This window comes from Thermococcus sp. SY098 (assembly GCF_035621495.1).
GTDB lineage: Archaea > Methanobacteriota_B > Thermococci > Thermococcales > Thermococcaceae > Thermococcus_B.
Genome location: NZ_CP141821.1, coordinates 226,321 through 247,243 on the forward strand (window position 1 = coordinate 226,321; position 20,923 = coordinate 247,243).

21 protein-coding genes and 1 tRNA gene are annotated in these 20,923 nt (G+C 41.3%); 15 read left to right on the forward strand and 7 right to left on the reverse strand.

What is annotated here, in order from left to right; all coding sequences use genetic code 11:
- The 7 genes from VFC49_RS01195 to VFC49_RS01225 all read left to right on the forward strand — a co-directional run bounded on the left by VFC49_RS01195 (position 1) and on the right by VFC49_RS01225 (position 5,137).
- Entirely contained in the window at positions 1–864 is an 864-nt protein-coding gene (locus tag VFC49_RS01195; protein ID WP_324735832.1) for a 2-oxoacid:ferredoxin oxidoreductase subunit beta, read from the forward strand.
- Positions 854–1,366, forward strand: a complete 513-nt coding sequence (locus VFC49_RS01200) for a 2-oxoacid:ferredoxin oxidoreductase subunit gamma (protein ID WP_324736565.1) — start codon at positions 854–856, stop codon at positions 1,364–1,366. Before VFC49_RS01195 ends, VFC49_RS01200 begins: the two co-directional genes overlap by 11 nt.
- Positions 1,363–2,526: a 2-oxoacid:acceptor oxidoreductase subunit alpha gene (locus tag VFC49_RS01205; protein ID WP_324735833.1), complete on the forward strand. Its 1,164-nt coding sequence runs from the start codon at positions 1,363–1,365 to the stop codon at positions 2,524–2,526. Before VFC49_RS01200 ends, VFC49_RS01205 begins: the two co-directional genes overlap by 4 nt.
- On the forward strand, positions 2,517–3,362 hold the full coding sequence (locus tag VFC49_RS01210; RefSeq protein ID WP_324735834.1) for a 2-oxoacid:ferredoxin oxidoreductase subunit beta: 846 nt from the start codon (positions 2,517–2,519) through the stop codon (positions 3,360–3,362). Before VFC49_RS01205 ends, VFC49_RS01210 begins: the two co-directional genes overlap by 10 nt.
- Positions 3,359–3,925, forward strand: coding sequence for a 2-oxoacid:ferredoxin oxidoreductase subunit gamma (locus VFC49_RS01215; protein ID WP_324735835.1), 567 nt, complete (start codon positions 3,359–3,361; stop codon positions 3,923–3,925). The genes VFC49_RS01210 and VFC49_RS01215 overlap by 4 nt, the downstream gene beginning before the upstream one ends.
- 64 nt (positions 3,926–3,989) lie before the next feature.
- The gene (locus VFC49_RS01220) at positions 3,990–4,457 is read left to right on the forward strand and encodes a DUF192 domain-containing protein (RefSeq protein ID WP_324735836.1); all 468 of its coding nucleotides are present in this window, start codon (positions 3,990–3,992) and stop codon (positions 4,455–4,457) included.
- Between the two features lie 5 nt (positions 4,458–4,462).
- Entirely contained in the window at positions 4,463–5,137 is a 675-nt protein-coding gene (locus tag VFC49_RS01225; RefSeq protein WP_324735837.1) for a nucleotidyltransferase domain-containing protein, read from the forward strand.
- On the opposite strand, the gene trm5b is transcribed toward VFC49_RS01225, so the two are convergent.
- Complete coding sequence (gene trm5b / locus VFC49_RS01230) at positions 5,134–6,126, reverse strand: tRNA (guanine(37)-N1)-methyltransferase Trm5b (RefSeq protein ID WP_324735838.1); 993 nt, start codon at positions 6,124–6,126, stop codon at positions 5,134–5,136. The genes VFC49_RS01225 and trm5b overlap by 4 nt on opposite strands.
- Positions 6,127–6,214: 88 nt before the next feature.
- Here trm5b and VFC49_RS01235 point away from each other — a divergent pair.
- Positions 6,215–6,292 (forward strand) — tRNA-Glu (locus tag VFC49_RS01235).
- Positions 6,293–6,348: 56 nt separating this feature from the next.
- Here the strand turns inward: VFC49_RS01235 and VFC49_RS01240 are convergent.
- On the reverse strand, positions 6,349–8,397 hold the full coding sequence (locus VFC49_RS01240; protein ID WP_324735839.1) for a hypothetical protein: 2,049 nt from the start codon (positions 8,395–8,397) through the stop codon (positions 6,349–6,351).
- A 98-nt stretch (positions 8,398–8,495) separates the two neighbouring features.
- Here VFC49_RS01240 and VFC49_RS01245 point away from each other — a divergent pair, with 98 nt between their 5' ends.
- The gene (locus VFC49_RS01245) at positions 8,496–9,494 is read left to right on the forward strand and encodes a FecCD family ABC transporter permease (protein ID WP_324735840.1); all 999 of its coding nucleotides are present in this window, start codon (positions 8,496–8,498) and stop codon (positions 9,492–9,494) included.
- Positions 9,487–10,203, forward strand: coding sequence for an ABC transporter ATP-binding protein (locus tag VFC49_RS01250; protein WP_324735841.1), 717 nt, complete (start codon positions 9,487–9,489; stop codon positions 10,201–10,203). Before VFC49_RS01245 ends, VFC49_RS01250 begins: the two co-directional genes overlap by 8 nt.
- Here VFC49_RS01250 and VFC49_RS01255 read toward each other — a convergent pair.
- Together VFC49_RS01255 and VFC49_RS01260 are read right to left on the reverse strand one after the other, a co-directional pair.
- Complete coding sequence (locus VFC49_RS01255) at positions 10,200–10,715, reverse strand: NTPase (protein ID WP_324735842.1); 516 nt, start codon at positions 10,713–10,715, stop codon at positions 10,200–10,202. The two genes, VFC49_RS01250 and VFC49_RS01255, sit on opposite strands and share 4 nt — an antisense overlap.
- A 61-nt stretch (positions 10,716–10,776) precedes the next feature.
- Entirely contained in the window at positions 10,777–12,030 is a 1,254-nt protein-coding gene (locus VFC49_RS01260) for a hypothetical protein (RefSeq protein ID WP_324735843.1), read from the reverse strand.
- A gap of 298 nt (positions 12,031–12,328) precedes the next feature.
- Here VFC49_RS01260 and mtnA point away from each other — a divergent pair, with 298 nt between their 5' ends.
- The 4 genes from mtnA to VFC49_RS01280 are packed head-to-tail and all read left to right on the forward strand — an operon-like array spanning position 12,329 to position 15,831.
- Entirely contained in the window at positions 12,329–13,393 is a 1,065-nt protein-coding gene (gene mtnA, locus VFC49_RS01265) for an S-methyl-5-thioribose-1-phosphate isomerase (RefSeq protein WP_324736566.1), read from the forward strand.
- A 54-nt stretch (positions 13,394–13,447) separates the two neighbouring features.
- Positions 13,448–13,624 (forward strand): hypothetical protein, encoded by a 177-nt coding sequence (locus tag VFC49_RS01270; RefSeq protein ID WP_324735844.1) that lies wholly within the window; start codon positions 13,448–13,450, stop codon positions 13,622–13,624.
- A 6-nt stretch (positions 13,625–13,630) separates the two neighbouring features.
- The gene (locus tag VFC49_RS01275) at positions 13,631–14,653 is read left to right on the forward strand and encodes a hypothetical protein (RefSeq protein ID WP_324735845.1); all 1,023 of its coding nucleotides are present in this window, start codon (positions 13,631–13,633) and stop codon (positions 14,651–14,653) included.
- A gap of 41 nt (positions 14,654–14,694) precedes the next feature.
- Positions 14,695–15,831 carry an iron-containing alcohol dehydrogenase gene (locus tag VFC49_RS01280; RefSeq protein WP_324736567.1) on the forward strand — a complete coding sequence of 379 codons (1,137 nt, stop codon included), beginning with the start codon at positions 14,695–14,697 and terminating at the stop codon, positions 15,829–15,831.
- Here VFC49_RS01280 and hepT read toward each other — a convergent pair.
- Complete coding sequence (gene hepT / locus VFC49_RS01285) at positions 15,822–16,235, reverse strand: type VII toxin-antitoxin system HepT family RNase toxin (RefSeq protein WP_324735846.1); 414 nt, start codon at positions 16,233–16,235, stop codon at positions 15,822–15,824. The genes VFC49_RS01280 and hepT overlap by 10 nt on opposite strands.
- Positions 16,228–16,593, reverse strand: coding sequence for a type VII toxin-antitoxin system MntA family adenylyltransferase antitoxin (mntA, locus tag VFC49_RS01290; protein WP_324735847.1), 366 nt, complete (start codon positions 16,591–16,593; stop codon positions 16,228–16,230). The genes hepT and mntA overlap by 8 nt, the downstream gene beginning before the upstream one ends.
- A 51-nt stretch (positions 16,594–16,644) precedes the next feature.
- Between mntA and VFC49_RS01295 the strand changes: the two genes are divergently transcribed.
- Positions 16,645–19,422: a DEAD/DEAH box helicase gene (locus VFC49_RS01295; RefSeq protein ID WP_324735848.1), complete on the forward strand. Its 2,778-nt coding sequence runs from the start codon at positions 16,645–16,647 to the stop codon at positions 19,420–19,422.
- 26 nt (positions 19,423–19,448) lie between these two features.
- Here VFC49_RS01295 and VFC49_RS01300 read toward each other — a convergent pair whose 3' ends face one another.
- Positions 19,449–20,843: an ATP-binding protein gene (locus VFC49_RS01300; RefSeq protein ID WP_324735849.1), complete on the reverse strand. Its 1,395-nt coding sequence runs from the start codon at positions 20,841–20,843 to the stop codon at positions 19,449–19,451.
- Positions 20,844–20,923 lie beyond the last annotated feature (80 nt).

Genomic DNA, 20,923 nt, shown 5'->3' on the forward strand with positions numbered 1-20,923 from the left:
ATGGCCAAGGAGATTTACACCAAATATAAAATGGCAAGATATCTGAGAAAAGAGGCTTTGCCGACAGCTTTATGCCCCGGATGTGGTGGTGGCACTGTTCTCAATGCCTTTGCAAATGCAGTTGACCAGCTCAAGATTGACCCAAGGGATTTGGTTGTTGTGAGCGGAATTGGCTGTTCAGCCTGGATTGCGTCACCGTACTTCTTAGCTGACACCCTTCATACAACCCACGGAAGGGCAATAGCCTTTGCAACAGGTGTTAAGGTTGGTCTGCCAGATAAAAAGGTCGTCGTGATTAGTGGAGACGGCGATTTAGCTGGGATTGGAGGAAATCATCTCATTCACGCGGCGAGAAGAAATATTGACATAACAGTCATCTTGGTGAACAACTTCATTTACGGAATGACTGGCGGTCAAGTGGCTCCAACAACGCCTTTTGGTGCCAAAACTACAACAACCCCCTACAGGAACATAGAGCATCCTTTGAACATAGCCGAAGTTGTGGCTGAAGCTGGAGCGAGTTATGTTGCAAGGTGGACAACTGCTCACGTTTACCAGCTCATTGAGAGCATAAAGAGAGCTCTCCAAGTGAAGGGCTTTTCACTTGTTGAGGTCATCTCACAATGTCCAGTCCAGTATGGCAGGAGGAATAAGATGAAAGAACCGGCTGAGATGCTCAGATGGTTCCTTAAGAACTCCATACCAATAAGCAAGGCAAAGAGCATGAGCAAAGAAGAATTAGAGGGCAAATTTGTGATTGGAGAATTTGTTAACAGACAAAGACCAGAGTTTACGGAAGAGCTTAATAATCTGATTGAAGAAGTTGCCGAGCACTTTGGTCTGGGTGATGAAGATGCAGATTAGGCTTGCCGGTATAGGTGGGCAGGGTGTTGTTTTGGCAGGTGTAATTTTGGGTGAAGCCGCTGCAATTGAAGGACTAAATGTTGTTCAGACTCAAGATTACAGCTCAGCTTCAAGAGGTGGACACTCAATAGCTGATGTTATCATTTCAAAGGAACCAATCTACGACTTGATTGTCACCAAGGCTGATGTTCTTGTGGCTTTGGCTCAGCTTGGCTATGACACTACAAAAGACTCACTCAGAAAAGATGGGCTTTTGATAATCGATACCGATTTGGTTAAGCCAGATAGAGAGTTTATTGGGGCTCCTTTTACAAGATTGGCGGAGGAAAAAACAGGACTGGCTTTGACAGTCAATATGGTGGCTCTTGGTTATCTGGTTGCCAAAACTGGAGTTGTTAAGAAAGAGAGTGTTGAAGAGGCCATAAGGAGGAGAGTTCCAAAAGGAACCGAAGATATTAATCTGAAAGCTTTTAGGGTTGGTTATGAGGAGGGATCGAAATGAAATATCCATTTCCCGTTGGCAAAAGTGATTTTATACAGGGTGATGAAGCTATAGCAAGGGCTGCAATTTTAGCGGGGTGTAGATTTTATGCAGGTTACCCAATAACTCCCGCAAGTGAGATTTTTGAAGCAATGGCTCTCTACATGCCCCTTGTCGATGGTGTATCTATTCAAATGGAAGATGAATTAGCAAGCATTGCTGCTATTATTGGTGCCTCATGGGTTGGAGCTAAAGCAATGACTGCCACAAGTGGTCCAGGCTTTAGTTTGATGATGGAGAACTTAGGTTATGCCATTATGACTGAAACACCTATAGTCGTTGTTGACGTTCAGAGGAGTGGTCCCTCGACGGGGCAGCCCACTTTAGCAGCTCAAGGTGATGTTATGCAAGCAATTTGGGGAACTCACGGAGACCACAGCTTAATAGTATTAACCCCTGCAACCGTTCAGGAAGCTTTTGATATGACCATTAGGGCATTTAACTTGGCTGAAAAGTACAGAACACCAGCTATTCTGCTTACGGATGCTGAAGTTGGACACATGCGTGAAAAAGTTGACATACCTAATCCAGAAGATATAGAATTAGTTTATCGCAAGTTGCCCTCAAATGAAGAGGAAGCAAAGTATCCATTTGGTGATATTCACGGTGATTTAATACCTCCAATGCCGATCTTTGGAAAAGGCTATCGCACCTATGTTACCGGACTTACCCACGATGAGAAAGGGAGACCAAAGACAGTAGATGCCGAAATTCACCGCAAGCTTATTGAAAGAATTGTAAACAAGATTGAAAAGAACAAAAAAGATATCATCGATTATGAAACTTTTGATCTTGATGATGCTGAAGTAGCAATAATAAGCTATGGAATCGTTGCTCGTTCTGCAATTAGGGCTGTAAAGATGCTCCGCAGTGAGGGAATTAAGGCAGGCTTGCTTAAGCTCAACGTTGTATGGCCTTTTGACTTTGAGATGATCGAAAAGATAGCAGAGCAGGTAAATGCAATTTACGTTCCGGAGATGAACCTCGGGCAGGTGTACCATCTTGTCAAAGAAGGAGCAAATGGAAAAGCAAGAGTTGAACTTATTCCGAAGATTGGTGGAGAAGTTCATACACCTCAGGAGATTGTTAAAGCCGTTAAGAGGTGTGAGAAATGTATCTGAAGCTCAGCTATGAAATTAGAGACAAATATCTAAGAAAGGACATGCTTCCAACGATTTTCTGTCCTGGCTGTGGTATTGGTTCAGTTTTACAATACACACTGAGGGCAATCGATGAGCTCGGTTGGAGCAAAGATGAGGTAGTTTGGGTGAGCGGAATTGGATGTTCGTCAAGAGTTCCAGGATTTGTGGACTTTGATGGTCTGCACACAACTCACGGAAGAGCTTTAGCCTTTGCCACTGGAATAAAGATGGCAAATCCAGATTTGAAGGTCATAGCATTTATGGGAGATGGAGACACAGCAGCAATTGGCGGAAACCACTTCATCCATGCAATCAGGAGGAATTTGGATGTCACTGTAATACTCATCAACAACTTCACATATGGAATGACGGGAGGACAAGTAGCACCAACTACACTTAAAGGACTTAGAGGAACCACGGCACCATACGGAAGCTTTGAAAATCCATTTGACATCGCTGAACTTGCTGTTGCCGCTGGGGCAAACTATGTCGCAAGATGGACTGTCTTTAACTATATTCAGGGTATAAACAGCATAAAGAAAGCTTTACAAAAGAAAGGTTTCAGCTTAGTTGAGTTCCTTTCACCCTGCCCAATCAGCTTCGGAAGGAGAAACAGAATGAAAACTGCCCCCGAGCTGATAAAGTGGTACAACAAGATTACAGTGCCAATAAGCAAAGCAAAGAACATGAGCCCAGAGGAACTTGAAGGTAAGATTATTATTGGTGAATTTGTTGACAGGGACAGGCCGAGCTTGGATGAGGAATACGAAGCGTACAAGAAAAGGGCAAAGAAGATAATGGGGTGGGAAGAATGAGGAAAGAAGTCCTCATCAGCGGTTTTGGCGGTCAGGGTGTCATCTTGGCAAGTGTAATTCTCGGAAGAGCTGCAGCAGTTTATGAGGGTCTTTACGCTGTTCAAACTCAGTCCTATGGTCCCGAGTCAAGAGGTGGGGCAAGCAAGGCTGAAGTTGTTATAAGTGATGAACCAATTGACTATCCAAAAACTTTACGTCCAGATTATGCAGTTTTCTTATCACAAGAAGCCTACCAAAAATACCTCACTCATCTAAAGGAGGGCGCCATACTAATCATCGAGAAGGATTTGATCCCACACAGAAATGAAGAAGTCGAGAAAAAATTGAAGCTCAAAGTTTATGCTTTGCCACTTACTAAAATTGCTGAAGAAACAACAGGACTGAGCTTAACGATGAACATTTTGGCATTGGGGTTATTTGTTGCATTAACTGAAATTGTAAGCAGAGAAGCAATAGAGAAGGCAGTTTTGGATGCTGTTCCAAAAGGAACAGAGCAGATAAACCTGAAAGCTCTCCACAAGGGATTTGAGCTTGGAGAAAAAGCTCTAAAAGGCGAGCTTTAATTTTCTGTTTTTCTTAAGTTTTCCTCACGGAAACTTTATCAATCATGACTTTTAATTATTGAACATGCTAATCAACGAAACTAAGAACAGGGTGTGGCACGGAAAAGTCAAATTGGCGGACACTTTTTTTAAAAGGTTTAAAGGTTTAATGCTTACTCCCCACGTCAATTATGCTCTTGTGTTCATTCTGCCAGCCGAAACAAGGGCAAATGCTTCAATACACATGTTTTTCATGCTTCAGAGCATTGATGTCATATTTCTGAACTCAGCAAGAGAAGTTGTAGATTTCAAAAAAGCCAAGCCATGGCGTGTTTACATCCCCAGGGAAGCTGCAAAATACATTATTGAGGGACCCCACGGAATTATCAAAGCTCTTGAGGTGGCAATAGGAGATAAACTAAGCTGGATAGTGGAAGATGAAAAGGAAAAAGCTGTGCCCTCACCAAGTAATGTTATTAATGGAGTGTCATTTAAGAAAATTAACGGAACGATAAGCTTAGCTGAGCCGAAGCCAAAGCTTAAAGAGCCGTGATATTTATGGAGTTTTTAGAGTGCATTAAAAAGCGGATCATCCAAGATGATGAGCTAAAAAATGGGCTTTATTCCTTAATCATTTATGGTTCATTTGTAAGGGGAGATTTTCTCGAAAATGTAAGCGATTTGGACTTTTTTGCAGTGATAATAAAAGACGAGTCAATTATCCCAAAGCTTAAGCAGGTCTTGGAGGATTGCATCAAGGAAGTCAATGCCGTTGAAGTTGACTTGGCATGGGAATATCTGGAGAATATAGGCGATCCACTGAGAAAAGGAGTTCCTTTCAAGTTTTTGACCATCTATCAAGAAGATTTTCTTGAAAACCACATCGTCGTTTACGGCAAGGATATAGCAGATGTTCTGCCAAAATATAAATTTGAGGATCTTCTGGACTGGAGAATAGAGCGAATTTTAAAGCTGATCAAGAGATCTAAGGGGAATACAAAGCTGATGCATATATTAGCTGGAGAAACCGCAAGACTTTTAGCCCTAATTAATGGAGCAAAAAGCCTCAGAAAGAATGATATTATGAACATTCTTGAGAAGATTCAAGATGAGGAGGCAATTGAGATTTATAGGGCCTATCTGGATGGAAGAAAACTTAAGTTTGATGAGAACTTCCTTGTGAGGTTCATAGAGTCAAGAATGACAAAGACAAAAATGGAAAGGCAATGTTAATAAACTATAAAGTCAATAGCGATGTTATATTGGTAGGGGGCATAAGGCCTAACCTTCCTTCGCTCCAAAAATTTGACTTTTTTCCCGAGCTCTCTTGCAACAGTCTTGATTCTCTCTTCATGTTCCCCAAACAAGTTATCTTCATGGGAGAATCCATAATAGTGTACTATCCCCCCGCTCTTTACACTCAGCATAGCCTCTCTTAAAAATTCATGTGCGAACTTTGGAAGGTTCATGATGACCCTATCGGCTTTAATCTGACCAGCAACTTTTCTGACGTCTCCCAAGATTGGAATTACATTGGGCGTTTTATTCAGTCTCTTATTTTTTTCTAAATATTTTACCGCCCAGGGATTGATGTCGCATGCAAAAACGAGCCTAACTTTTTTTGCAAGCAAAATTGAATAAGGGCCAACACCAGCAAACATATCGAAGACTATTTCTCCCTCTTTAGCTTTTTTAAAGATTCTCATTCTTTCTGTAGCTAAGCGAGGGGAGAAATAAACCTTCGCAACATCCAGCTTAAGCTTTATTCCATTTTCTCTATGCAATGTCTCTGTCCTCTTTTCCCCCGCTAAATGGATGAGCTCTCTAATCCTAAATTCTCCAGAAACTGCGCTTCCTTTTGCGAAAACAGCTTTTATATACTTGTGAACTTTTAAAATTGCCTCTCCAATTTGTTTTCCATACTCCATAAGTTCCTCTGGGAGTTCAATTACTGCTATATCTCCAATTATATCGAAGGAAGAGGGAAGAAGAGATCTCAGACGGTCGGGAATATTCACAACCTCCCGATAGCTGTGGGGTCTCTTTTCAATCGGTTCAAATTCAGTCTCAACGATTTCAAATCCCTCAACTCTCTCTTTTATGGGAAAAATTAGGAAATCTCCTTCTCGCTTAACTTTGTAGTTTTTATCCAGAACATCAAGCTCGATAAGCTTTTTTCTTGCTTTTTCACCTTCATGTTTATGAACTCTAATTCCAAGCATTTTTCATCAAATTCAGAAGGGAAGTGCAAATTTAAAAGAATTGTGAACGAAAACTTTTTAAATGGACTTAGGGCTTAAGATATTGGACGCCCCGGTGGTGTAGCCCGGTCAAACATGCGGGCCTTTCGAGCCCGCGCCCCGGGTTCAAATCCCGGCCGGGGCACCAAAACTGCTTGCTTTTTGCTCTTTCGGAAATATTAATAAAAACACACAAAGTAAATTTTACTCCACAAAGAACTCTGCAAGAAGATCTATGTATTCCTCATTTACACCACTTAGGTATTTGCTTACTTTTTTTCCTGTTTGATTTCTGTCTTTTCCAGCAAGAATTATCACAATTTGCTTTTCTGTCCAGACATCTCTTTTAATAAATATCCCCTGCTCCCCTTGGATAACCCTCTCCTGCTCTTCTAAGCTTAGTGCTTGTTGTACATATTTTCCCACTCCATCGTATGCTTTTGGACCCCCAAGGATTATTATAAATCTCGAGCTCTTGAACTTCTCAAACTCCTGAGGTCTTGCTCTAATAACCATTACTCCAAAGCTTTCTAAGGATTTCTTGAGTTCTTTTCCTTTTATCTCCCAATCAATGTCATTTGCAAGTATAACTGTTTGTACAATTGGGGCAAATGTCTTAATGGGTCTAAATTCCGAAGTCCATTCAATCAAGTCCTTTAAGACTTTGAACTCTTTCTTCCCACCAGCTTCAACTTCAAAGGAAACATATGCACTCCTGAATCCGTCTCCTCTATGTTTCTGATCTCTTGTTATTATTGCTCCCATGTAGTCAGTTGAAAGCGCCACTATGTCAATGATATCGGGATTTATTGCTTTCAGCAATCTAATTCTTTCGATAATCTCCTGAGATGCAGTTAAATTGAGCGTTTTAAAACCAACAGGAATTGAAATTTTGTCGTCTAAGATTTTTGAACCAATGATTTTGTCAATCAGTGTGAAATCTAGTGCGGATACGCTTTTTAGATAATTTGAATTCCCAAAAAGCTCTTCTTGAAGTTCGGCAAACTCCTTAATGTCATCTTTAACATCAAGCTTTAAACTCCGAATCCTATCCTTTGCAAACTTTAAGCTTTTAGGAGGCAGCAAATATTGCCATCCAAAAGCAGTTCTTGTCTCATTTGTGAATTCAAGAAGTGAAGTACTCTTGATGATTTCTCTGTTCTTTATTCCGATCTTGGCAGATGAAGGTATAAATGGCAAAATTGAGGGTATCTCCGCTAAGTAGGGCATTCCCAATTCAATTGCTTTCAGCTTTACCTCCTCGATGAAGGGTAAAAGCTCAAGTCCCAAAGCTGTTGCTATACTGCCGTTTTTGTACGCTTCAAATCCTCCAATATGTTTACTCGAACCTAACTTTATGAGTTTGTTGTTAAATACCGTCCCATCATACAAAGTACCGTGGGTCACTATTAGTCCAGCATTGTTTGCTCTAAGATATCTGAGAAGCTTGTATATGTCCTTCATTGAAATTTCCCACTCTTTCATCCACAAGTTAGATAAAATAATCACATCTGGCTTGAACTCTTCTAATGCAGAGGACAGTTCATTGGAAGTTATCACCGCAATGTTGTATTCATCAGCGAGATATTGCCAGTTGTGGAAACTCAGGAAATCGGGGTGTTTACCAAAAGGTCTGAGTATGGAGAGAACATCTTTGTAGTCACTCATGTTATAATGATATCTTTCAAAGGAGAGATTGACCATCAAATCCAAATCCTTGAGATTTTGAACCATTCCCCAAAGTTTTAGGGAAGGATCAACTATAAGTATCTTTTTGCCCCCAGGATTCGGAACAAAATATATCCCTACAGGACTTTCAACAATGTTTCCCTCTTTGTCCTCAATAACTGCCTTGAATTCAACTAAACTTCCTGGAGGTTGAGGGGGTATAGCTACCTTTCCATAAAATGTCGTGAAATTGAATTTCTGGGTTAAGAACCTACTTGTTATTATGTTATACATAGTCTCATTTTCGTTTACCGTAGCTTCTGAAGCATAGAGCCACTTCCAATTTCCTCTGTTTACCCTATAGTAAATTCCCATCTTTACAATTCCAATGTCATCTATACCGTAAAGATAAACTGTATATGAAATATTTGGGGAAACAGTAAGGAATTTTGGATAAAGGTTTCCAACAACTATAACTGGAGGACGTGGATTTTTTACAAGAGCAACAACCTCAGCATGAGTAGGAGGCAAGGCAGTCAATATCATTATCATCAACAAAAATAATGGGATATGTATCCTCCTCATTTTTCATCACCAGTAAAATTGTTTAGACTTCATAGTATTTAGCCTTTTGTTGAGTTAGATTTTTAAGAAAAAGATGGACAAATAATCCAGGTGGAAATATGAAAAAATTCATGACTCTGGTGTTGTCCTCACTCATCCTTATCTTTACCGGCATAGCTTTTGGATCAGTTAATTTGCCTTTTTCTAAGATTTTGGGTACATTCACCCTTGAAAATTTAAAATTGGCAGTATATAACCCCAAGAAACTTGGCACAACTGAGACGATAATACTTCAGATAAGAATGCCCCGTGTGTTACTTGCATATCTTGTGGGACTCAGCCTTGCCTCTGCTGGAACAGCTTCCCAAGCTCTGTTTAAAAATCCTCTTGCAGATCCTTACATATTAGGAATAAGTGGTGGAGCTGCTGTAGGTGCCGCCTTGGCGGCTTTGTATTTTCCAACACACATGGGGGTTTTTGCCCTTATTGGTGCTTTGATCTCAGTTGCTATTGTTTACAATATTTCAAAAGTTGATGACCACATACCGGTGGATACTCTTTTATTGGCAGGAATCGCCTTTGGGTTTTTTGCTCATGCTGTAACTTCGTACCTCCTTTATGTTGGAAGAGAAAGAATCCACATGGCAATTTTCTGGCTCATGGGGACATTCAACGGGGCAACGTGGGATGATGTCAAACTTGTTCTTTTTTCATCTATTGTGGGATTTTCATTTTTGATGCTTAGGTGGAAAGAGTTAAACCTTCTGCTTTTTGGAGAAGAGAGCATAGCACTCGGCTTGGATTTGAACTTCTATCGAAAAATTATAATATTTGTGATCTCCATGCTTACAGCGTTTGCTGTTGCAACAAGCGGAATAATTGGATTTGTTGGACTCATAAGTCCCCATGCCATGCGTTTAGTGTTTGGACCAAACCACAAAAACCTCTTACCAGCAGCAGCTCTCTTTGGAGGGTCATTAATGGTATTTGCAGACTTACTGGCAAGGATAGTACTAAAACCTGCTGAAATACCTGTAGGCATAATAACGGCTCTGTTTGGGGCGCCTTTCTTCATTTACCTCCTTATGAAGCGTAAAAGGGGGGAACTTTATGCTTGAAGTTAATGTTTCATTCTCATATGGTTCACGAAGAATCCTTCATGATGTGGAGTTTTCTGCTCAAAAGAACTCTCTCCTTGCTATCATTGGCCCCAACGGTGCGGGCAAGTCCACTTTGCTGAAGTGCATGGTGGGTATTCTTAAGCCTGAGGGGTATGTGAACTTTAATAACATTAACTTGATTGAGTTAAAACCTAAAGAACGGGCAAAGTTTATCACCTACGTTCCTCAAACCTCTGTTCCGGAATTTGCCTTCACGATTGAAGAGTTTGTTGAAATGGGCACATATGCAACAAGGGGCGATATAAAAGAAGCCCTAAGGAAAGTTGGGATGTGGGAAAGAAGAAAAGAATTTGTGACGAACTTAAGTGGCGGTGAATACCAGCTTGTCCTCATTGCGAGGGCATTGGCTCAAGGAAGCGAGATAATTCTTTTAGACGAGCCTACATCTCACTTGGATATCAACCACGCCCTGCTTGTAATGAACCTCCTAAAGGACATCAAAGAGGAGAAGATAGTTATAGCTGTGATGCATGACCTAAACTTGGCATTACAGTACTCTGATGAAATTATCCTACTAAACAAAGGGAAAGTTGAGTGGAGGGGGAATACAAAAGACCTCAAACCAGAAGTTTTGGAAAGAGTGTATAGTGTCAAAGCCAAGATACTTGAGGTCGAAAGTAAGCCAATAATTCTGGTAGAGATTTAAGGACTTAGTACTTTCAAAAGCTCATGGGAGATTTCTTCTCTTATCTTTTCCCTGTTCCCAACTGTTAGGACATAGAGCTTTCCCCTGTTTTTGAATCTATGCACCCATCTCCTATGCAGAGTTGCCAGCAGAGGCTTTTCACTCCTCAAAGCTTCCTCTATAACCTTTGCAAACTCCTTGCTCTTGAACTCCATCGCACCAATTTCGTCAATTATTATGACATCTGCATTTCGGATGGCCCTTCTTATTGCAGAAACCCCTATTTTGTCTAAATCTTCAACATTCACGACGTACTTTCCAACCCTGGGATAGCCTTCTCCAACCCATGCCAAAATACCCTCCTCGTTAGTATCAAGCGCTCTGATCTTAAATCCAACTCTCTTTCCCTGTTCTCTAACTTCCTGTGTGACCATCCCGCCTATCCTAAAGCCACTTTTTCTGAGATCTTCTGCAATTTTAAGAACAATGGTCGTTTTCCCAACTCCAGGCACTCCCGTTACAAAAATCTTCATGGCACCACCAGACTCTTTTAACATTGCTAAAGATTAAAAAATTGTGGAAATCAAAGATGTGTCAGCCGTTGTTTTCTTCGCCACTCTCATTATGGTGGTCTTCGTGGTGTCCCTCTTCATGATGGTTCTCTTCCTTGTGCTCCTTGCCTTCTCCGTGGTGCTTTTCTTTTTCCTCCCATCTTGCCCTTATGAGCTCTTTTTCACCGTGATACCTTGTTTTTATCATATCTCTAAGCTGAGCTAAAAGTTGCTTAGCTAACTCATAGTCCCCATTATCATATGCTTGTTCTACTTGTTCCAATAGGCTCTTCTCCTCCGTTACATTGAATCCAAGCTCTTCAAGTCTCTCAATTATGTCTTCAAGTTTTTCCAGCTGTATCTTAAGCTTCATAGTTTCATTTTTGTGCATCATTACCTGCATCTCTTCACTGCCCATTTTTATGACGACCTCTGCAAGTGATTTGGCTGCAATGGCAAGTCCGTACGCTTTTCCATATTTCGTTTCATTATATGCCTCTTTAGCTTCTTGGAGATGATCCTTTGCCTTCTCGAGGAGTTTTTCGGCGGCAGGAATAGAGGTGTTTGCAATTAATGATTCAGCAAGGGCTGTTCTGTTCTCTGCAATTTGAATAGCAAGCAAGGCATCTTCTGCGGATATGGTTACATTTTCACAAGTTACATTGGCGTTAAGCTTTTCACGAACTCTTTCCCTGACCTTTTCTGTAATATTCCCTGAGTATGGAGTGTTTATTATAATGACCCCCGTTATGTTTAGCAAATTGAGTATTTGAGTCTGATTTTCAAAATTGTCCTTATCCACATAGATTATGATTGTCCTTCCTGTTATGTTTTCAGCTTTTCTAATTGCCGTTACATCTTCTCCGTAAACGATGACAACTTTAACATTTTTCATCAATTCGGAGTAGTTTTCAAATAGGTACTGAAGTACTGCAAGGTTGGTTTCATATCTGTTTGCTCCCCATCTCCTGACATATGGTATTCCAAGATCTTGGAGGTCACTTAGATATTGATCAACTACAGCATTGGGGCCTCCGATTACAAGAACTAAGTCGGGAGCTCTTGCAACTATCTCCGACGTAACATTTGGATCGTAGATTCCCCACGGTGTTACGACCACAGATGCATTTAGGTACTCAGCAATTTTCTCAGCCAGAGCATGGTCAGCTTCATTATCACTCACTAATATTACTAAATTTAAGCTGGTTGCTGTTTCACTCTGAGCCCTTGATAAGGGTGTTGCACTCGCTAAAACCAAAAACCCAAACAAGAGGGCAAGTATTTTTCTTCCCATCATGCGCTTTCACCTCACTTATTTTTACTAAAAACGTTGTATTTAAGCTTTTTTCACGAAATCGTCAATTAACATTCACGTTTGTTTATAAAAAAGTCCCCATATCACTTTTTGTCCTTTTTATCGTTAACAACCGTTTTTAATCGTTTATTATTGTTTAACCTCGAAAATAATGTTCGTTTTTAGAATTTTAGTGGTTAGCTACAGCAAATCTCAGATATATTCGCCACATCTTTGATTTTTAAATTTATAAAGAACAAAGCTTAAATCGGAAATTTGAGAAGTTCATTAGGTGATGAAAATGAAGCTTAAGTACAAGCCAGAGGAACTTACAAAGCTCCCAAGGAGTGTTGAGTATAAAGATAAGAAAGTTTACCTCATTGATCAGAGGCTTTTACCCCGGGAGTTTAAGGTCATACCTCTAAGCACTGTTGAGCAGGTTGCAAAAGCCATAAAGACAATGCAGGTGAGAGGTGCTCCAGCTATAGGAGCAGCTGCTGCTTTTGGTTTAGCCTTATATGCCGAGAGGAACAAGGCAGAAACAAAGGACAAGTTTTTTGATGGGTTTTACAGGGCATATGAGATCCTGAAAAACACCCGTCCAACAGCGGTGAACCTCTTCTGGGCATTGAATAGAATAAAAAAACTTGTCGAAGAACATAGAGAGGACAGCTTAGCTGAAATAAAGCGTTTGATAGTCAGGGAAGCTCAGAAAATAGCGGATGAAGATGTTGAAGCAAACCTAAGGATGGGACACATTGGAGCTGAAATTCTGCCAGAGGGAAATGTACTAACTCATTGTAACGCCGGAAGCTTGGCAACTGTTCATCTCGGCACTGTTGGTGCTGTTCTAAGAGTTATGCACAAAGAAGGAAAGCTCAACTTACTGTGGGTTGACGAGACAAGACCGGTTTTGCAAGGTGCTCGCTTATCTGCGTGGGAGTATCACTATGATGGTATCCCACTCAAGCTCATTGCCGATAATATGGCTGGCTTTGTGATGCAGCAGGGGAAGGTCGATGCCATAATTGTTGGTGCCGATAGAATCGTTGCAAACGGCGACTTTGCAAATAAGATTGGAACTTATACTTTGGCTGTATTAGCTAAGGAGCACGGGATTCCATTCTTCACAGTTGCACCGCTATCAACAATTGACATGAGCCTTAAGAGCGGCAAGGAGATACCAATTGAAGAGCGCAGCAGGGAGGAAGTGCTGACATGCGGCGGCTGTAAGATCGCTCCAGACGTTGATGTCTACAACCCAGCTTTTGATATTACGCCTCACAAGTATCTGACGGCAATAATAACAGACAGAGGCGTTGTTTATCCTCCATTTGAGAGGAACTTAAAGAAGTTGTTTGAGTAATCTTTTCTATTCATAAAATTTTATAAACCTTTTAGATTAGTAATTCTTGGTGATGTGATGAAAAAACACTTCATAGCCTTGATGCTCCTTCTGATGATTAGCATTGCATCTGCACAGACAAACAATTTGATGTGGATCACCCAAATTGAAGGTAGACCTGTTTATTTTGCCTCTTCGGACAGTAGTATCGTTATTGGGAGCTTTATTTACAATGGAAGCTGGACAAGCTGAGTTTACATGATTAAAAATGGGATCATCCTTTGGAGCAATGAATATGAAGGCAGAAGGATAACTGGAATCCTTATGAGTGGTGAGTTGGTTTACATTGCTCTACCCAATTCCGTGGAGATTTTTGACTCAAGTGGAAACTTTGTCGGAAACTTCACTCCAAAGGGTAGAATTCTGGGTATTCAAAAAACTATCAAAGGGGTCGTGGTAAGGACATCTACGGGTTTCTACGTCCTTAATGGGAGCAGAGTCATTGAAAAGCATGAGGTGGGAGTTCCAGTTGCATACGTAAATCTTGAGCAGAAAAAACTCCTTAGTCTTACATCATATACCCCAAAACTCACCTGTTATGATTTGAATGGAAATAAGCTCTGGGAAAGAAACTTTTCAAAGAACAGAATCCTTACGATTGTTGCTGACGAAAACGGCATAGCAGTCAGTCATGGGCATGCCAAAGAAGAGCTAGCTTATGGGTATATTCAGATTGGCTACGTTAGCTACATGAACTGGGAGGGTGATCTCATATGGACGCAGAAGATAAAAGCAGAAATTGCTGGTTGGGCGCGCTTCTTAGCAATGGACAATGAAAGAATTTTAGCTGGTGCTGGTGTTGTTCACTTGCTTGACAGGAAAAACGGAAAAATCATCACTAGGATTGAAACACACGAAGACAGTGCAAGGGTGTTCTTAAAAAACGGTGTTGGTGTTTTAATAACCCAGAATATGTGGAGGAACTATGGGCTTGTTTATCTGCTTAAGGAGGATAATGGACGGGTCTTGTGGAGTTTAAAAACCGATCCGATACTTGGAGGATACTTTGATGGCAGATACATATATGTCGGCGTTCCAGTTGAAGAGAAAAGGAGTGAAGTTAGGGTATATTCCGTAGAAGAATACATTCCAAAACGCCAAACCATTTTACCATCTCAAATGAACTTCCAAGGAGAAGATTATTGGTTTAAGAAAGAGCTTCTCGCAGTAGCTTTTGTCCTGATTCTAATCATCTTTCTGATAAAGAGAAAAAGAGGTTAAAAATTAAAAACGATTCAGCATAATTTCCCATGGTGATGCTCATGCAGTTCTTCAGCTTAAAGACGAGGATAGTCTTAGGAGAAGGAAGCTTAAGCTACATAAAGAGCGTTGCAAAAAAGCACAGCAGAGTTTTAATATTCTCAAGCAAATCAATGAGGGTTCACGGGTTTTTAAATGAGGCAATGAACTATGTGGAAGATGCAAATGCAGAGGTTGAAGCAATAACCGGAGTTCCAGCAGAGCCGAGCTATGAATACGTCGAAAGTATAATGCCAAAGGTCAGAGAGTTCCAGCCCGATTTGATCATTGCCCTTGGTGGGGGGAGTGTAATTGACGTGGCAAAGGCAGTTAAGGTTTTCTATGATGCCCCAGAGCTTAAGTTTGAGGAGGTAGCTTTTATCAGCCGCTTCGAGAAGCCAAAGCCGATCCCTAAGCTCAAGACTCCGTTAATAGCAATCCCTTCAACGAGCGGAGCCGGGAGTGAGGTTTCAGCAGCAAGCGTTCTTAAAAAAGGAGATATCAAATACAACTTGGTAAACTTTGAAATTGCTCCAGAGTTTGCAATTCTCGATCCAAGGTTGCCGAGGACAATGCCAAAAGAAGTTGCGAGGAACTCTGGTTTAGATGTTCTGGTTCACGGAATTGAGGCTTATACAACAACCGCAGCGACACCCTTCAGCGATGCAATGGCGATCAAAGCCATAAAGCTCGTCTACAAGTGGTTACCGCTCTCAGTTCAAGGTGATGAAAAGGCAAGAGAAAATGTCCACTACGCAGCGACAATGGCTGGAATAGCTTTTCTTAATGCCCGTTTAGGATTGTGCCACAGCTTAAGCCATAAAGCAGCTTGGATTGCTCCTCACGGCTTATTAAATGCAATATTCTTGCCTCATGTTATGGAGTTCAACATGAGGAGCGAATATGCAAGAAAACGCTATGCAGAGATAGCAAGAGAGCTGAACCTAAGAACTGCCCAAGAGCTGATTGAAGTCATCAAAGAGTTCAATGAGATGCTTGGAGTTCCAAAGCTGAGTGAACTTGTAAGTGAAGAAGAATTCCTTTCAAAGCTTGACGAAATGAGCGAAAAAGCCTACCACGATCCACTGATAAACTTCAATCCAGTTGAGCCAAGCGCTGAGGAAATAAAAGAGCTGTATGAAAAGGCTTTTTACGATTGAAGGATTTCTTTTACCCTTTTTACAAATCTTCTCACGGCGTCAAGGGAATTTATTACCTCAAAGATCTCCTCCTCATCAATATCATAGTACTCATGGGCGATAGCATTACGGTAGAACACAAGACTCTCCAGCACAGTTTGAAGATTTTTGTCAATGATTCCAGCTTTTCCGAGCTCTTTAAAAATCGCTCTATATGTCTTTGGAATTCCCAACCCATATGCGAGGATTAATTCCTCCCCCAAGTCTATTACCCTATTTAAAATAGCAAAGATAAGCATTGAAGAAGCATAGAACGTTTTTCTATCCCTTAGATCATCAACGTTCTTAATCTCCATGCTATCTAAATCACTAAGAAACCTCTCTATATCGCTGATGATCTTTCCAATTCTCTCGATGTCAAACATTACTTAGCACCCTCTTCAGATGCCTTTCTAAAAGGGGTTTAAAATCCCAGTACTCCTTGAATGCCCTTGCTTTTATTCTATGGAGCTTTTTTTCATCTCTAACGAACAACGGCTTTCCTTCACTAAGAACTCTGAAGCGGATATATATCGGCAAATCCCAGAAAATTGAAATATCAATCTTTCGTGAGGAAAGACTCAAAATTTCACGCCTTTGGGCTTTGGTTATTCTGGGTTCAGTTATCACGCAAATATCATAATCGGAGTATGGTTTAGCTTTTCCAGTAGCCCGAGAACCAAAGAGATAAACAGCAATGACCCATGGATACAGCTTTAATTCTTCGACAACTTCCTCAATCATCAGTTGCAAATTGATATCAAAATTAATAAAGGTTACCAATTATCCACTAACATGCACATCCTCCTCAGAAAAGCCATTGGAGAAAAGTTTGGCAGGCTTAATGAACTCCAAGTTAGGGCTTTTAGGGAGATTAGCGCAGGAAAGAGTGTTTTAATTATTGCCCCCACGGGAAGCGGAAAAACTGAAGCTGCTGTTCTGCCCGTTTTAGATGCAATTTTGAAGAATGGTTTAAAACCAATCTCCGCCCTCTACATCGCTCCCATCAAAGCTCTGAACAGGGATCTGCTCGAGCGTTTGGAATGGTGGGGAGCTAAAACTGGGATTAGAGTTGAAGTAAGACACGGCGATACTTCCGCATATAAAAAAGCAAAGCAGACAAAAAACCCTCCACATCTTTTGATAATCACCCCCGAAACTCTTGGAGTTATTTTGACAATGAAATCGCTCAGAGCTTATCTGAAAAATGTCAAATTCGTCATTGTTGACGAAATAGCAGAGCTTGTTGATAATAAGAGAGGAGTACAGTTAATTTTGGGTCTTGAGCGCTTAGCTGAGATTGCAGAATTCCAACGAATCGGACTAAGCGCAACGGTTGGAAATGAGGAAGAAATTGAGGAATGGCTGAAAGCCGATGCAATTGTAAAGCCTTCGCTCAGGAAGGAGTATTCGGTAAAAGTCTTCTTTCCTTCTCCTGATGAAAGAGATTTAAAGCTTGCTGAAAAGTTAAAGCTTCCCGTAGATGTGGCAACTCGTTTGAGGGTTCTCTGGGATATTGTGGAGAAGCATAAACGGGCTTTGATTTTCACAAATACAAGGCAGTTTGCTGAAATCTTGGCTCATCGCTTAAAAGCTTGGGGCAAACCAGTCGAAGTTCATCATGGGAGTTTGTCAAAAGAAGCGAGGATACAAGCTGAGAGGTTCCTAAAAGAGGGGAAAATCAAAGCTTTGATATGCACTTCTTCTATGGAGCTCGGCATAGACATTGGAGATGTGGATGTTGTCGTTCAATACATGAGTCCGAGACAAGTAAACAGACTAATTCAGCGCATAGGGCGAGCAAGGCATAGATTGGGAGAAGTTAGCAGGGGCTACATAATCACAGCTAATGTTGAGGATTATCTTGAAAGTCTAATAATAGCCCAGAGAGCTATTGAGGGAAAGCTTGAGAGAGTTAAGCCGTATGAAAATGCTCTCGATGTCTTAGCTCACTTCATTGTAGGCTTGCTGATTGAATACAAGCATCTGCCAAAGGATAAGCCATTTGAGATTGCCAAGAGAGCTTACCCATACAGAAACTTAAAATGGGAAGATTATGAGGGAGTTTTAAACATCCTGCAAGAGGCTCATCTGATAGGCTATGATGAAGATAAAGGCATTCTCTTCTTGAGGAGAGGGGCTTATGCTTATTACTACGAAAATCTCTCAACGATTCCCGATGAGGTATCTTACAGAGTTTTTGACGTTTCAAGCGGGCATATAATAGGTCGTTTGGACGAGAGCTTTGTCATGGATTTGGAGGAGGGAACGGAGTTCATAATGAATGGCAAAAGTTGGATTCTCCTTGGTATTGATGAAGAAGCAAAGTTGCTCAAAGTGAGAGAGAGCAAAAGCCTTGAGAGTGCGATTCCGAGCTGGGAAGGTGAGATGATCCCCGTTCCTTTGGAAGTTGCTTTGGATGTTGGAAGACTGAAAAGGGAGTTGCTGTTTGACTTTGAGAGAGCGAAAAGGATTATTAAAGATGTTGAATTTAACGAGGAAGAGCTGGGAAAAGCCAAGGAAATTCTCAAAATGCAAGAGCCTTTAAGCACAGATAGAGATGTTGGCATTGAATCCCTGTCAAAGGCTCTTGTAGTCCATGCGGACTTTGGGAATCAGGTTAATGAAGCCATTGGAAGGTTTGTGTGGAGTTTCCTCTCAATGAGGTATGGTAAAGTTTTCACAATGAGAGCACAAGCCCATGCAATTGTGTTTAAAACTCCATTCCAGCTCAATCCGAGTGAAGTGAAAAGCTATCTCCTCCAAGACGGCAGAGCTTTACCCTTTGTGATTTCAAAAAGCTTAAGGGGGAGCATAATTTACAGGTGGAGAATGCTGAACGTGGCAAAGAGGATTGGCGCTTTGAGGAGAGAGGCTAAAATAAGAAAAGTTGAAAAGCTTTTTGAAGGCACGATAATTGAGAAGGAAACCCTAAATGAGCTTTTCCATGACAAGCTCGACATCGAGAATGCAACTGAAATTTTGGACAAAATAAAAAGCGGCATGATTAGAATTAAAACCACCTTAAATTCTGAACCGTCACCCCTAGCAGAGATGAATATAAACATCGGCGGAGAGTTCCTAATCAGCGGAGAGCTTGAAAGAGACGAGATCCTTGAACTGTTCAAGCAAAGGTTGTTGGATACTGAAGTTATGCTGATCTGTATAAACTGTGGCTGGAGCTCAAGAACGAAGGTTTCCCGCTTGAGAGAGCGCTTAAAGTATCTGGAGTGTCCCAAGTGTTCTTCAAGAATGATTGCCGTTGCTCATCCAATTGATGCAGAGGAATTCCTCAAAGCTTTTAAAAAGCTTAAAAGAGGTGAGAAGCTGGAAAAAAGCGAAGAGAGAGCCTACGGAAAGCTAATAAAGGCAGCCGATTTGGTTCAAAGTTACGGTTTCGATGGGGTTTTGGCTTTAGCGAGCTACGGGACGGGGCCAGATACAGCTGCAAGACTTTTGAGCCAGTACAGAGGTGAGGCTCTGCTGGTTGCTCTGATGGAGCGTGAGAGAGAGTTCATAAGGACGAGGAGATTCTGGGTGGACAAAGAGGAAAGGAAAGCAAAAGAGGAGTAACTCACAGATTACTAATTTCCTAAATATCATAAGCATTTCTTCCCAATAAGCCTTTTGAAGTCTTTCAAATCCCAGACGAGCCAGTTTTCGGCTCTTAGCTTTTCTTTAGCTTTCACATTCTTCGCCACAACGCCGTAAAGTTTCTCCCATCCCTCCAATCCCCCGAGTTCACTTTTCCTCTCTAGATCTTCCAAAATCCCCTTAGCTTCTCTTTCGCTCAGCTCCTTCCATTTCACCTCAACGAAGAGAGCCGTCTTCTCCCTTTCGTTTAACCCAACGAGGTCAATCTCCTCGTTTTTGTGCCACCACCTTCCAATTTTCATGAACCCGAAAGGCAACTCTTTCCGTTTATTCAGCTCAATAAGAAACTGCTTTGCAATTTCCTCAAAAACCCAGCCGAGGTAGCTGTTGAAGTCTTCCATCACGAGCTCAACGAGCTCTTTTTTCTGTCCAGTCTCTATCAAATCTGAGTTGGGATAAACATAGCGGAACCAAAAGGCAAAATACGGGTCAGTTATGTAGTATCTCCCCTTCCTGGTCTTCCAGCTTGCTGTTATGGGAATTTCTCTTCGCACTAAGTCGAGGTCAATGAGAACACTTAAGTATTTCCCTACAGTGGACCTCTCTAAACTCGTTTCGTTTACGATTTCATTGAGCGTAGTTTTTCCCCTTGCTATCGCCTCCATTATGGCGAAGTAATTTCTCGGCTCTTCAAGCTCCTCCCTTAGGATGAAAAGTGCATCTCCATAGAGGAACGAATCCGGTCTGAAGTAATCCAGCAGATTCTCTTCAACGCTTTTTTCATCATTGAACTCAAGAAGATAGGCTGGGGTCCCTCCCAGTATTCCGTAGACCTTTACAAACTCCTCAAGTGGATACCGCGGAAAGAATTCCTTCGCACTGAAAAAACTCAGGGGTTTGAGCTTAATCTGTGCAGTTCTTCTGCCGTAGAGGGGGCTTTTATAACCGAGGAGCTTTTCCATCATGGAAACGCTGGAGCCGCAGATTATGAGGAATATCTTTCCCTGCAAGAGCTTTAAATCCCAGTATTCCTGCAATATCGAGGGCAAGGCCTTGTTTCCTTTCATGATGTAGGGAAACTCATCAATAACGATAATAAACCTATCTTTGAGAGATTTTTGATAAAGATACTCGAAAAACGCGTCCCAGCTCTGAAGTGGATTTTTCCTCAGAAATTCATCGTTAAAATAATCAGCTAACTTTTCCGAGAAGCGTTTTAGATTCTCAGTTTCACTCGTTTCCCTTGCGAGAAGATAAAGCCCTCCATGTTTTTTTATGAACTCAAGCAGCAGAGCTGTCTTTCCAACCCTCCTTCTTCCGTATACAACTATAAATTCTGCTCTTCCCCTTTCCAACCTCTCCTCAAGCAACCTAATCTCGGTTTCCCTATCGATGAACATATTATATACTCACCAGTAAATTACTTGCAAGTAAACTATTTAAGATTTTCGAAATTTTGACTGTTCTCCAAGGCAATCGC